The sequence below is a fragment of the Rhodococcus sp. NPDC127527 genome (genome assembly GCF_042672245.1).
Taxonomy (GTDB): Bacteria; Actinomycetota; Actinomycetes; order Mycobacteriales; family Mycobacteriaceae; genus Rhodococcus_G.
Map to the genome: position 1 here is coordinate 26,296 of NZ_JBHXVP010000017.1, position 13,583 is coordinate 39,878.

A 13,583-nucleotide genomic window follows, 5' to 3' on the forward strand; every position below is an offset into this window, starting at 1 on the left:
TGCGCCGGTCGCCTCTCAGCCGCGTCCTGAAGTAGCCGATGAGCATGCGGTCGGGGCCTACTGTGACCGTGCATCCACCCCACGGCCGCGCGATTCAGGCTCAGTCTGGGGTGCGGACGTCGGTGTCGGCGAGTACGGGCGTGAGGTCGACGCCGGGCGGGGGACGCAGGCGGCGTAGGTTGCCGTCGATGCTGGTGACATACAGCGCCCAGCCCTGTCCGTCGCGGGCGATCCGGACCGAGGTCGGGCCGTTGGGCGGCATGGGGCTCGAGGTCTGCCAGCCGGAAGCGATGGTGCAGGTCGAGCCCGTTGCCGTATCCATGCTGTAGACGCTGCCGGAGGTGTCGCCGGCGAGGTAGAGCTGCCCGGCCTGGGTGGCCTCGATGTCGTCGAGTCCCGGGAAGAGACCGTCGTGAACGCCGGCGACCACGGTTGCGGTCGTCGGCGCATCCAGCGGAATCCTCAGCACCTGCGAGGTGAAGTCGTTCTCGGTGTAGATGGCTGTCCGGTCCGCTGTCAGCGCAATACCGTTGGGGTAGGGCGTATTCGACCAGTGCGGGGTGAATTCACCGGTGGAGGGCCGATACCGGCTCATGCCCACCGGTATGGGAATCGACAGGTGGGAGATGAGCAGGTCCCCGTCGGGAAGCAGCAGCAACCCGTTGGGTTGAACCAGCCCGGTCAACAGCGTGGTCATCGCGCCGGTGGTCACGTCGTAGCGCCGCAGGGTGCCGGTGCCGGTGAATGCGGTGCCGTCGCCGGTCAGGAAGTACAGGTCGTCACCGACCAGCCGCAACCCAGCCGGATTGTCCAGACCCGACAGCAGTGTGGCGACCTCGCCGCTGGAATCGACGTGGTACAGGACGCCTCTGACGATGCCGGACAAGTAGAAGCCGCCGAACCCGTCGGGCTCGAGATTCTCCAGACCGCCCAGACCCGACGCGAGAATATCGGCTTGCCAGCCCTGCGCGCACGAACTGCCATCGGTCTCCGCGTGCGAGGAGCCGGCGGTCTCTGCGTGCGCGACCGGAGCGGTCGCGATCAGTCCCGCGACGGCGGCCGCCGCACATGCGCTCGACAGCAACCTGTGAATCCGATGAACTTCTCCCACCCCGATCGGCATGCGGCAAATCCTATCCATGGGGACTCACATCTGCAGTGCCCACCGGCAAGCGATCCGCACCCGCTCGGTCGAATAGGCCCAGCACTCCCGAGGCTGACCCGAAGTGCAAAGCAGCGCCCGTTCAGCGTGGTCGAGCCGGAGCAGCTTCGGATTCGTTCGCCACCTTGCGCTCGGTCGCATCCGCAAATTGGTCAGGTTCCGGTGAGCTGGGCCGCCTGCGCGCCGTCGATCGACTCGCGGATCACGTCCGCGTGACCGGCGTGTCGGGCCTGCTCCTCGATCTGGTGCAGCACCAACCACCGCACGTCGTGAACGCCCGCGTCGAACCACTGCGCAACCTCGGCCGGGATGGCGGGCCGCCGGGTGAGATCGTCCTCGGCTCGAACCCGCGCCGCCATCCGCGCGGCCACCGCGTCCTGCCGGGCGAGCAGGGTCGCGACGGTCTCCTCCGTGGACACTTGCCAGCCGGCCAGCCAGCCGGCGACCGGGTCGGGATCGGCGTCGCCCGTTTCGCCGGTGAGCAGCGCGAGCGCCTGCTCCTCGCCGCGGACAACGTGTTTCAGCAGGGCGGCCAGGCTCATCGAGCTGGCGCTGGGCACACTTCGGGCCTGGTCTTCGGTGAGCCCGGAGAGGGCGCCGCGCAGGGCCGCGCGTTGGCGGGCGAGCAGGCCGAGGAGGACGTCGCGTTCGTCGGGGGTAGTCATGGACCCAGCGTGGCAGCGATTGCGGACGATTTCGGTCCTCGATCGGCGATCTGGGCGGAGGTTTCGGATCCCTGGCTGGTCAGGGCTCTGAGGAGTGTTCACCGATGGCGGGTCGATCAGGGCTGCATGCCGATTGGACAGGTTGACCAGTCGGTAAAGATGGCGCCGGTCCAGTCGTGGCCCGCCGATCGACGGAGCCGACCCGCCAGCTCCGAGAGACGATCGGCGGCGGCGTCACCGACGGGCCTGCTGGACCTGTGAGTGAGTTGAGGGAGATCTGATCTGGGCCTCTGAGAGAGATGGATGGTTCGGAATGGACGCGCTCGGGTTCCGGAATCTTGATCACTACATCATGCGGTCACTGGCGCATTCCGGTCGGTGGCGGGATCGGATCAACGCACTCTGAAGCAGGAAGCGCCGCTTGTCCAGCCGACGCGGGTTCGAACCTCGTCGAGGTTCGAACCCCCGTCGGCTCGTCTCTACCTACTCCGATCGCCCATTCCTCTTCTCACTGACGTCGCTCCCGGCGCGATTCAGACTCCTACCGCGCGTCGACCTGCGGTCGCCCCTCCATCGACGACCAGATCGTGACCGGTGACGTAGTTACCTTCGTCCGAGGCAAGGAACAGGACCCCTGCCGCCATCTGAGCCGGATTCGCGGCGTATCCGACGGGCTGGAGCTTGTCGAGAACCTCGACAATTCCATCCACGTCCGGCACCATGCCGGTGAGCATCGTTCCCGGCGAGATCGTGTTCACGCGGACACCCTTGGGCGCCAGCTCGATGGCGCATGCCTTCGACAGTGCCACCACCGCCGCCTTCGTACCGCTGTAGACGGCCATGTCTTCCGAAGGGGAACACCCGCCGTTCGAGGCGGTGTTGACGATGGCGCCGAATCCCTGCTCCACCATCACCCGACCCGCCGCCCTCGTGCCGTAGAAGACCCCTCCGAAGTTGACGGTCACCATGCGGTCGAAAGCTTCGTTTGTCGTATCGAGGACCGGCGCGGTGGCGATGACACCGGCGTTGTTGCACATCACGTCGAGGCGCCCGAACCGGGCCACGGTGCCGGCGACCAGAGCCTCGACCTCCGCCGGGTCGCCGACGTCGGTACGGACGAATTCCGCACCGATCGTGTTCGCCACCGCCTCCCCCGCCTCCGCGTTGATGTCCGCGATGACGACACGGGCACCCTCGGCGATCATCAGTTCGGCCGTCGCTCGCCCCAGCCCCGACGATCCGCCGGTGACGATGACGATCTTGTCCTGCATGCGGTGTGCCATCGCTCAGCCTTTCCGAGCCATCGTGCCGGACCGCAGATTTTCACGACGGCGGTCGGCGTGAAGGGCCTCGCTCCGCTCCTTCAGTGCCACGGCGGTGTCGTCGAATGCACTCTTCACCCAAGCGCCGCTCTCCTCCATGATCTCTTGCGCCGCCTCACCGAGGAACGCGTCCGTGGAGTAGTAGAGACAACGATTCTCGTCGATGTGCTCGATTACCTGGTCACGTCGGGCTGCGTCCCGGGAGACCTCGGTGGGCCGCAGTTCCCAGGACAGCAGGCGCTCCGGCACCACGGCGCAGACGTACTCGGTGTGCGGGAACGTTCCCGTGCCACCGGAGTAGTCCGCCAGCGTCATCTCCACGGGCGCACCCACTTCCAGCGTCGACCTCACCGACACGCAGAAGGGGTTCCAGTGCGGATAACTGTCGAGGTCGGTGAGAACCTCCCACACGACCCTCGCAGGCGCCTCGATCTCGACCGCTACGGATCGAACAAGAGTGGCCGGATCGTAACTCGGGATGTGCAATTCGGACATTGAACCTCCAGTGAGAAGCGGAACTAACTAACTCGGCACCGATCGGCGTGAGCGAGCAAGTCCAGGGACTCGTTCGCAGACGTCGACGGTGTTGGGAATCAAGCGAAAACGGCTCGGCCACCGGACAGGACGACACTCGGGTACCCAGGTCCACGCCCCGCCACTGGGCGGGAGACGGCGCAGTATCGATCATCGGTGAGAGTCCTTCTCGCTCTGCGTTGTTGGACGACGCCTTCGGAAAACGCGACGGCGGGTCACACGGTCGCCGGGTCGAACCTCGGGTAGTCGAGGTAGCCCTCCGCACCACCGCCGTAGTACGAGTCCCGATCGGGTGTCGTGAGGGGCCACCCGTTCTGCAAGCGCTCGACGAGGTCGGGGTTGGCGATGAACGGCTGCCCGAACGCGGCGAGATCGATCACGTTCTTCGCCGCCAGCTCCTCCGCCAGTTCTCGGGTCATGCCTCCGGCAAAGATGATCGTTCCCCGGTACTCGGCTCGGACAGCGGCGAGAAAGTCGACGTCGATGAGGCGATCACCTGATGGAAGCTGATCGACGAGATGCACGTAGGCAAGGTCTCGGCGGGACAGCTCGGATGCCAGATACAGGTAGGTGTCGGCGGTTTCAGCGTAGGCAGGCATGTCGAACAGCTCACCGAAGGGCGACAGCCGAAGTCCGACACGGGTGGAACCGATCGCCTCACTCACCCGATCGACGGTCTCGAGGAGGAACCGGGCACGATGTCGAATCGACCCACCGTAGTGATCGGTTCTCGTGTTGGTAGAGGGGTTGAGGAACTGTTCGAACAGGTAGCCGTTGGCTCCGTGCAGCTCGACGCCGTCGAAGCCGGCCTCCCGCGCATTGGTTGCACCGCAGGCGAAGTCACGAGCAACCCGACTTACTTCCTGCGTGGACAACGGCCGGGGCGTGCTCACGTCGACGAAGCCGACCGTGCCGTCGTCGGTGAACGCGAAGGTCTTGCCCTCATGGGCCGGTGCTGCGCCGGCACCGACCGGATGGCGCCGTCCAGGCTGGAGCGAGGTGTGCGACAGACGGCCGACGTGCCAGAGCTGGGCGAAGATGCGGCCCTCCTCGTTGTGGACGGCATCGGTTACCCCGCGCCATCCGGCGACCTGTTCCCTGGACCAGATACCGGGAACGTACGCATACCCCTGACCTTCCGGGGAGATCGGTGTTCCTTCGGTGACGATCAGTCCTGCGGTCGCGCGCTGGCGGTAGTACTCCGCGGTCACTGCACCCGCGATGGTGTCGACGCTTCGGGCACGGGTCATGGGGGCCATCACCACGCGGTTTCGGAGAACGATGTCACCAAGTCGGAAATTGTCGAACAACCGAGTCATTCGATGTCACTTTCTCAAAGGTTGGTTTCAGAGACCATTCGGATTTCAGAACTCGATTTCGATCGGCCCCGAATCAGGACGAGATTGGCACCCGAGCACGAAGCCTTCGGCGATGTCCGCGGGGTCCAGGATGTCCGCGTTCTCCATCACGACCTTGCCGGACACGAGAGTGCACGCACAGGAACCGCACTCGCCCGATCTGCAGGAGAACGGGACGTCGACCCCGCGATCCAAGAGCACATCGACGAGAGTTCGGCCGACCGGCCAGCCGAACTGATGAGATTCGCCGGCCAGGTGGACGATCGTGTCGACCACCGAGTCCGACTGATCGCCCGCGATCGGCCGGGGTGCTTCGAAGGGGTCGCCCGAGATCGACACGAACACTTCCTGGTGGTGACGTTCCTTCGCCACACCCGCTGCACGAAGACCCGCAGCCACCGTATCCATGAATGGCGCAGGGCCACATACGAAGACTTCACATGACGAGTCGTCCGCCACCAACTCGGCAATTCCCTCCTGCGACGGAAAGCCGTGGATGGTGTCGAGCCAGTAGTGCACCGTCAGTCGGTCTCCGAACTTGTCGGAGTAGTCGTCGAGCTCCCGGCGGAAGATCACCGAGCCGCTGTCGCGATTCGCGTAGAACAGCACCACCGAACAGTCGGATCGGAGCAAGGCGGTCTTCAGGATGGAGATGATCGGCGTGATGCCGCTGCCTGCCGCGAACAGCAACAGGTCGTCGGTGAAGCTTGCGGGTGTGAACCGGCCCGACGGGGGCAGGACGGTCATCAGGCTCCCGGGTGTGACGTTGTCGCACAACCAGTTCGAGCCGTATCCGCCGGCCGTGCGCTTGACGGTCACCTTCAGATCGTCGTCGACGTCGGGGGCGCTCGACAACGAGTACGACCGGGCGATGTGCCCAGTGCGGTCACTCGGGATACGGATGGTCAAGAACTGGCCGGGCCGGTAGGTGAAGAGTTCACGGTATTTATCCGGCCGCCGCAGCACGATCGACTTGGAGTCCGAGGTTTCCTCGATAACGTCGGCAACGGTCAGTTCGTGCCCGATGACGGCGCCTCGCGATGTACTCACGTTCAGTCGCCTACCCTCTCGGTGGTTCGTCGTTGATTCGGTATTCGAGGGCCGGCCCTACGGCAGAGACACCACCCGCTGCTTCTTGTCGAATTCTGCGTACCCCTGCTCCGTGGCTCGGGTGCACCAGTTGGAGTACCGCTCGAATCCGCCGACGTACATCAGCAGCACTCGCGGCTTGCCGGGAATGTTCGCGCCCGTGTACCAGGAGTCCGTCTTCGAGTGCATCGTGCGTGAGGCGACGGTGTCCAATTCGGTGGCCCACCCGTCCTCCTGCGCGGAGGTGGCACCGAAACGAGAGATCTGATGGTCCTCGAGGTAGTCGATGGTTCGCAGGATCCAGTCGACCTGCCACTCGCCCGTGGTGATCATCTGCGCCAGGACCGACGGGCTACCGGGCCCGTGCACCATGAACAGGTTCGGGAGGTCGGCGGTCATCAGCCCGAAGACCGTCTTCGGACCGTCGGCCCACCTGTCGGCGAGTCGTACCCCGCCCTGCCCGGTCGCGTTCAGCTTCAGCATCGAACCGGTCATCGCGTCGAATCCGGTCGCAAAGATGATCACGTCGAGCTCGTAGTCAGAATCGTCTGTGCGAATCCCAGATTCGGTGACCTCCTCGATGGGATGCGCCCGTACGTCGACCAGCTTCACGTTGTCCCGATTGAACGTCTGGTAGTAGCCGGAGTCCACGCAGATCCGCTTGCCGCCGATCGGATAGGTCTTGGGGCACAGAAGCTCGGCGGTCTCCGGGTCGTCGACGACGGCACGGATCTTGTTCCGCACGAACTCGGCCAGAATCTCGTTCGCCTCCGGGTCGATGGAGGTGTCGGTGAACGTACGGATGAACTCGAGTCCGTTCCGGGCGTTCCATGCGCGCTCCATCACCTCTTCGCGCTCGTCGGCGGTGTAGTCGAAGATCGAGCGCTGCTCGGCGGCGTTGCTCATCAGCACGGCGCCGTGGGTCTTCAGCACATCCTGGCGGCGCAGGGGGTAGTCGGCCTTCCACTCCCGCACGTACTCGGGATCCAGCTCCCGGTTGAACGAAGGGAGGCTGAAGTTCGGGGTCCGCTGGAAGACGGTGAGGTGGTCGGCGACGGCGGCCACCTCCGGGACGAGCTGGATGCCGGTGGAACCGGTGCCGATCAGGCCCACGCGCTTGCCGGCGAGCTCGACGCCCCCCTTGGGCCACCGCGACGTGTGGTACGCCTCGCCGCGGAAACCGTCCAGACCGGGCCAGGCGGGGACGTTCGAGACGTCCAGACTGCCGGTGGCCGCGATCACGTACTTGGCGACGAATCGCTCGCCCTGTGCGGTGCCAACGTGCCATTCGTCCGCTGCCTCGTCGAAGGTCAGCTCGTTGACACGAGTCTCGAACCGGATGTCCTCGCGCAGCTCGAATCGGTCGGCGACGTGGTTGGCGTATGCCTCCAGGTCAGGCTGCGGCGAGAAGTGCTCCGACCACTCCCACTCCTGCTGGAGGTCGTCGTCGAAGGAGTAGGAGTACTGCATGCTTTCGATGTCGACGCGGGCGCCCGGGTAGCGGTTCCAGAACCAGGTTCCGCCGACGCCGTCACCGGCTTCCAGGCAGACGACCCGTCGACCCTGTTGGCGGAGACGGTGCAGCGCATACATTCCGCTGAATCCCGCGCCGATGACGACGACGTCGAAGTGTTGGGCGGTGGGGTCGGCTGCCGGATTCGAGGTGGACATGTGTCTCCAAAGATCGGGATCTGCATCAGCGGCACGTGATGTGGTCGGCTGACGGGGTCGGGTTGGGGGGGGGAAGGGTGGCGCTGCTACCCGAGTAGGGCGCCGCCGTCCGCGATGACGTCGGTGCCGTTGACGAACGATGCATCGTCCGAGGCGAGGAACACCACGGCGTTCGCGGTCTCCTGCGGGTCCGCCTGACGCTTCAAACCGGTCGGGGCATCGGCGGAGCCGGTCGTCGGCGACATGTCGGTCCGGATGTTGCCGGGGAGAACGGCATTCACCCGAATGTTCGACGGCGCGAGCTCGATCGCCGCGGTCCTCGTCAGTCCACGCAGGGCCCACTTGGACATGCTGTACGACCCGTGCGCCGGGTACGACGTGGTTCCGGCGAGCGACGACACGTTCACGATCGCCCCGCCGGACCGGGCGCGCATGGCGGGGATGACGGCCTGGATGCCGAGAAACGGTCCGTGCAGGTTGACGTCGAGGACCTTGTCGAGGTCGGCGACGGTCTCGTCCTCGAGCAGCTGCCTGCGGTAGATCGCCGCATTGTTGACGAGGACGTCGAGCCCGCCGAACGTCGACGTCGCCACTGCGACTGCCTGCGCCCAGTCGGTCGGGGACGTCACGTCGAGACGGGTGTAGACGACGGACGCGCCGAGGTCGTCGGCGACCGCCTTTCCCTGATCGTCGAGGACGTCGCCGATCACGACCGAGCAGCCCTCACGTGCCAGCGCCCGAACGACCTGTTCACCCTGCCCGCGTGCGCCACCGGTGACGATCGCGACCTTTCCTTCAAAACGATTAGGCATGATTCTCCGATGTCAGTGGTGTACTCGTGGCCCAGCTGTACAGCGCTCGCCGGATGGCGGCCGTGTAGTCGGCGTCGATCCGCTGGGAGATCGCCGCCTGCGGGAACACTCCCGACGATCCATGGAAGGTCCCGGGGTGCAACCGCAGTTCGGTGGGCACACCGGCGCGAGTCAGTCGTTGTGCGTAGTCGATCCCCTCGTCGCGGAGGGGATCGTACGAGGACACCGCGATGTAGGCAGGCGGCAATCCCGTGAGGTCGCGTGCGCGCGCCGGAGCCGCATACTCCGATGTCCGATCGCGGTCGGCGTCGGCCCCGAGGTAGTGGCACCAACTGTCCATCGAATTCTGGCGGTTCCACAGCGGGGAATCGGTGTACTCGGTCGCCGATGCGGTGAGCAGGCGGTCGTCGAGGACGGGCGAGTCCAGTGCCTGGAAACAGATTGTGGGACCGCCGCTTTCGCGTGCCTTGAGCGCTACTGCCGCAGCGAGTCCGGCGCCGGCGCTGATCCCGGCGACGGCGATCCTGGCCGGGTCGATCCCGAGGTCGTTGTCGCCGGCCATCCAAGTCAGGGCGGTGAAGCAGTCGTCGAACGGCGTCGGGAACGGGTACTCGGGAGCGAGGCGATAGTTGACCGACACCACCACTGCACCGAGGTCTGCAGCGAGTGCCGACGGAACCCGGACGTCGGTGTTCGCGTCACCGAAGACGAACCCTCCGCCGTGGAAGTACGCGATACCGGGGAGCGGCTGCTCGATGCGGTGTTCCGGCCGGAACACGACGAGTTCGATGCCCGCCCCGTCGGCTGCCGGCACTGTCCGACGTTCCACCACGACGGCCGCGGGCACGGTCGCCATCGGATCCTCCGCGCCCATCGAGCGAACGAGCGTGCGCGCCGCTACGGCGTCGGAGACGTCGAGGCGCGGAAGGAATCCCAGCATCGGCAGGTACTCGGGATCGACGGCGTACGACATCGATTCCTCCTTGTGGGCTAGGGGGTGAATGCCATCGGTCGACCGCGACCGATACGGAGTGACGTGACCGCGGTCACTGTTCCCGAGTGAACTGTAGCCATTGGCTACTTCTTCGTCAACCGGCAAAGCTGGACAATCCCCGAGGGGCCCGGTCGGCCGACTCAGAAACCCGACATGTCGTACGGATACTTGGTGGTGGCCCCGCCGTCGACGACCATCACCTGTCCGGTGATCGTCCGGGCGAGGTCGCTCACCAGGAAGACCAGGGCGCTCGCGACGTCGGCCGGCATCGTCACCCGCTGAAGCGGTATCTGGGTGCGAGTGTTCTCGAGCGCATCGACGTCGAGGATTGCCGCGATCCGGGGCGTGAGTACGAAACCGGGGGCCACCGCATTGACGCGAATACCTGAAGGCCCCAGCTCAATTGCCGCGGAGCGGACCAGTGATCCGAGTGCGGCCTTGTACACCCCGTAGGCGGCGTGCACCGGGGAGCTGCCGATTCCGGAGACCGACGATACGAAGGTGATGGACCCATCGCCGCGGTCGCGGAACCGGGCGCCGAAATGCCTGATCGTGAGGACCGCGTGGCGGAGAACGATGGACTCCGCCCAACTCCAGTCGTCGTCGGTGATGTCGAGCAGGGGTCCGTACCGCGCCATGCCGATGACGTCGACGATGCCGTCGATCTCACCCGCACGCCCGGCCAACGCGGCCATGTCCGTGTCGTCGGTGGCGTCAACCCGCTCGGCCGTGGCCGCCGGACCGATTTCCGCGCATACGCCGGCGGCACGACTCAGGTCGATGTCGACGACGATCACGGTGGCGCCGAGCTGAGCGAGTGCATGGGAGACCTGCCGCCCCATTCCCTGTCCGCCACCGAGCACGAGGTATCGGCGTCGCGACAGGTCGAACCGACTGAGGCAATCGACGATCCGGTCACCGTCGGCGCGGTCGGCGGACCGCGCAGGGTTCTGAGTCATACGTACTCCGATCGAGGAACTGCGTACGGCGCCGATTTTCGCGGACCCGACGCGTAAAGGTCATGGGGCCAAGAACATTGGATGTCACACCATCTTCGGAGACAGTGAAGAGTCTCTGGCCGGATCCGCGTCGACGGCGTCGATGTCGCCTGTCATGAGCGTTGCTTCGGGGGCGGCGCTGCTGTTGCTGTTCGGCATGGTGGCGATCACCACGATGCCCAAGAGGGCTGCGGCGCCGACGACGACGGAAGCGGCGTAGGGGTTCCCCGTCGCGGCGGTGAGTTTTCCTGCGAGGTAGGGACCGGCCCCGCCGCCGATCGCCGAGCCGAGGCCGAATCCGATCGCAGCGCCGGTGTAGCGGACCGCGGCCGGGAAGGCCGAGGTGAGTGTCGCGTAGACCGGGACCGCGGAGGCTCCGGCCAGACCGACGAGGAGCATGTGGCCAAGCGCGGTGACGATCAGATTCCCGCCGGTCGACTTGATGAGGAACATGATCGGGAACATCGCCACGAGGATGGTGCCCAGCCCCAGGATCATGGTGTTCCTCCGGCCGCTCCTGTCGATCATGAATCCGGAGGCGAATCCGACGGCGATGGCGAAGGCGGATCCGGCGGTGGCCAGCCAGGCGGTGGTACCGGGGGCCATACCGACCTCCCGCTGCAGGAACAGCGGCATGTACGCCGGAACCACGTAACCGATCGCGAGAACCGATGCGCTGAGCGCGATCACACGGAGCAGGGTCACGGGGTACCGCGTCACGACGGAATGCACCGGGGAGGACTGGACCTCGTGCTTGTCGGCGAGTTCCTTGAAGTCGGGGGACTCCTCGAGCCGGGTGCGCAGGAACAGCACGTACAGCATCAGCGGGAGAGACGTGAGGAGGGGAATGCGCCAACCCCAGTCGGCCATCACTTCCTCCGAGGACAGGGAGGTGGTGACGGCGACGACCAGCGGTGCAAGGGTGCCACCGAATGCGAATCCCACCGGGGTCATCGCGCTCAGGATGCCGTAGTTCTTGACAGATGCGTGCTCGGTGACGAACGTGGCCGAACCCATCTGCTCCCCGCCGGCGAAGAAGCCCTGCAGCAGGCGCGTGAAGACGAGCAGCACGGGGGCGAGAATTCCGACGGCAGAATGCGTGGGCAACAGTCCCATCAGGACGGTCGCGCCACCCATGCCGGAGATGGTGACGATCAGTGCGAACCGACGACCGAAGCGGTCACCGATTCGGCCGAAGACGATGCCTCCGACCGGACGTGCGAGGAAGCCGGTGCCCAGGACCACGAGAGAGCTCAGAATGCCGACCGCGGGGTCGTCGCTGGGAAAGAACTGGGGAGAAAGATAGGCGATGAGAAAGGTGAAAACCATGAAGTCGTAGGCCTCGACGGCAGTTCCGAAGAAGCCTGCCAGCGACGCCCTGCGAACCAGGCTGTGCGATGGCGCGATCTCGGGTGAGCTCATAGTGCTCCTGTTCGGTGTGACGTTCGATGTGATGACCGAGGAATGTTCGATTCCGAGTTCGAGCACGTGGTTCCCGCGCGCGAGTCCGGGCCGCCTCCTGGCACGTATCCGAGGACTGTCCGGGATTCCGACATGCATGCGGCTGTCACGAGGTCAGCGGTTCTCGGCAGCTGCACAGAATCTGCTCTACGACAAGGATTTTCATGTCACAGGACCGGCAGGCAGGCAGGTGTACGTCGACGCGGAGGTCTGCTGAAGTCGAGTGAAACGAGCCGCAGTCGCGTCTACGGATCACTGCAACGCTCAGTGACCACCGTCACAGTAGCCATTGGCTACGCTTGCGTCAATAGGCGCGGGTGAGTTCGCCTGGTCGCCGCGGGCGGACTGGGTGCGAATCGACGCAGTCTCGGCCGCTACTCCGTCGATTTCGGCGCCGGCGATCGTGATAAAGTTCGCGCGATATGGAAGCCCTCCGCGACCTCACCGAACCTCCTGACGACGTCTGGACCACCCCGCAGGCGGCCGAGTTTCTCGAAATCAGCCGTCAGGCGATCAACAAGCGCATCCGGAACCGGAAGATGCTCGGTTACCCGGGCGATGGGGTGACGTTGTTTCCGGTATGGCAGTTCGATCTGGAGGATCCCGGAATCCGTCCGGAGGTCCCTGAGTTTCTGGCGGCGTTCGACGAGGATGTCGAACCGCGCGCCATCGCCGAGTGGTCGATCACGAGAATCGCCGGATCGGATCGGACGCCGGCCGAACTGTTGCTGCGTCCGGACACCAGGAGGGATGCGCTTCGATTGGCCGCCGGTTACGTGGCCGGCCCGGTCGAAGAACGTTCCGCAGCGGCCTCCGGATCGAGCGTGAAGCGCACGGGCAGGGGGCTCGCCGAATGGGCACCGTCCCGGGCGGGGTCGACCGGCGCACAACACGCCATCCTTCTCGCGGCCGCAGATCTCTTCGCGAGCAAGGGTCCCGCGAAGGTGACGCTACGGGAGGTCGCCGCCGCGGCGGGTGTGTCCTACGGCCTCATCTACCGGTTCTACCGTACGAAGGAGAACCTGCTCGTCGCGGTGATGGAGTTGCTGGTCAGCTATGGCGGCGAGCGCCTCTCCGGCGAGGAGGACGCCTACGCGGCGATCGACAACTCGTTCGGCGCCGATATCGACTCGGGTCAGTTCGGACGGATGCTGATGTGGTCGGTCTTCGAGGGAACGTCACCGGATCGTTTGCTCGGCGGAGCCCGTTCGGGCGGATACCTGAAACAGATCGAGACATTGTGGAAGAACCCCGTCGAACCGCAGGTGCGGGCCGAGTTCGATTCGAGCGTTCTGGCGTCGCTGATCGGCCTCGTCGCCTCGGTGTGGGATTTGTACGAGCCCTATCTCACCGCGCTTGCCGACAATCCGGATCGTGATCGAGAAGACGTCCGGCAGGAGGTCACCGACCTGCTCAAGCTCCTCGTCTACGCGGCCCGGCCGAACCGATAGGGCGCTCGGGCATCGGGAATCCGGAACAGGCGGACGGCCCGAGGGGCTTTCCGCCTGTTCCGGCGA

Annotated in this window: 12 protein-coding genes; 1 reads left to right on the plus strand and 11 read right to left on the minus strand. The window is 65.5% G+C overall.

Features of this window, described 5'->3' with window-relative positions; genetic code table 11:
* Positions 1–100: 100 nt before the first annotated feature.
* The 11 genes from ACFVH2_RS22205 to ACFVH2_RS22255 form a co-directional block, all read right to left on the minus strand.
* Positions 101–1,123 carry a hypothetical protein gene (locus ACFVH2_RS22205; protein WP_378427074.1) on the minus strand — a complete coding sequence of 341 codons (1,023 nt, stop codon included), beginning with the start codon at positions 1,121–1,123 and terminating at the stop codon, positions 101–103.
* Between the two features lie 191 nt (positions 1,124–1,314).
* Positions 1,315–1,827: a DUF664 domain-containing protein gene (locus tag ACFVH2_RS22210; RefSeq protein WP_378427072.1), complete on the minus strand. Its 513-nt coding sequence runs from the start codon at positions 1,825–1,827 to the stop codon at positions 1,315–1,317.
* Positions 1,828–2,360: 533 nt separating this feature from the next.
* A complete protein-coding gene (locus ACFVH2_RS22215; RefSeq protein ID WP_378427070.1) occupies positions 2,361–3,110 on the minus strand; it encodes an SDR family NAD(P)-dependent oxidoreductase in 750 nt (249 codons plus the stop codon).
* A 3-nt stretch (positions 3,111–3,113) separates the two neighbouring features.
* Positions 3,114–3,644 (minus strand): SRPBCC domain-containing protein, encoded by a 531-nt coding sequence (locus tag ACFVH2_RS22220; protein ID WP_378427068.1) that lies wholly within the window; start codon positions 3,642–3,644, stop codon positions 3,114–3,116.
* A gap of 254 nt (positions 3,645–3,898) precedes the next feature.
* A complete protein-coding gene (locus tag ACFVH2_RS22225; protein WP_378427066.1) occupies positions 3,899–5,002 on the minus strand; it encodes an alkene reductase in 1,104 nt (367 codons plus the stop codon).
* A gap of 45 nt (positions 5,003–5,047) precedes the next feature.
* A complete protein-coding gene (locus tag ACFVH2_RS22230; RefSeq protein WP_378427064.1) occupies positions 5,048–6,091 on the minus strand; it encodes a 2Fe-2S iron-sulfur cluster-binding protein in 1,044 nt (347 codons plus the stop codon).
* 57 nt (positions 6,092–6,148) lie between these two features.
* Complete coding sequence (locus ACFVH2_RS22235; protein WP_378427062.1) at positions 6,149–7,801, minus strand: flavin-containing monooxygenase; 1,653 nt, start codon at positions 7,799–7,801, stop codon at positions 6,149–6,151.
* Positions 7,802–7,887: 86 nt separating this feature from the next.
* A complete protein-coding gene (locus tag ACFVH2_RS22240) occupies positions 7,888–8,613 on the minus strand; it encodes an SDR family NAD(P)-dependent oxidoreductase (protein WP_378427060.1) in 726 nt (241 codons plus the stop codon).
* Positions 8,606–9,586: an alpha/beta hydrolase gene (locus tag ACFVH2_RS22245; protein ID WP_378427058.1), complete on the minus strand. Its 981-nt coding sequence runs from the start codon at positions 9,584–9,586 to the stop codon at positions 8,606–8,608. The genes ACFVH2_RS22240 and ACFVH2_RS22245 overlap by 8 nt, the downstream gene beginning before the upstream one ends.
* 161 nt (positions 9,587–9,747) lie before the next feature.
* Positions 9,748–10,566, minus strand: a complete 819-nt coding sequence (locus ACFVH2_RS22250) for an SDR family NAD(P)-dependent oxidoreductase (protein WP_378427056.1) — start codon at positions 10,564–10,566, stop codon at positions 9,748–9,750.
* An 84-nt stretch (positions 10,567–10,650) separates the two neighbouring features.
* A complete protein-coding gene (locus ACFVH2_RS22255) occupies positions 10,651–12,027 on the minus strand; it encodes an MFS transporter (protein ID WP_378427054.1) in 1,377 nt (458 codons plus the stop codon).
* 461 nt (positions 12,028–12,488) lie between these two features.
* On the opposite strand from ACFVH2_RS22255, the gene ACFVH2_RS22260 reads away from it, so the two are divergent.
* Entirely contained in the window at positions 12,489–13,517 is a 1,029-nt protein-coding gene (locus ACFVH2_RS22260) for a TetR/AcrR family transcriptional regulator (protein ID WP_378427053.1), read from the plus strand.
* Positions 13,518–13,583 lie beyond the last annotated feature (66 nt).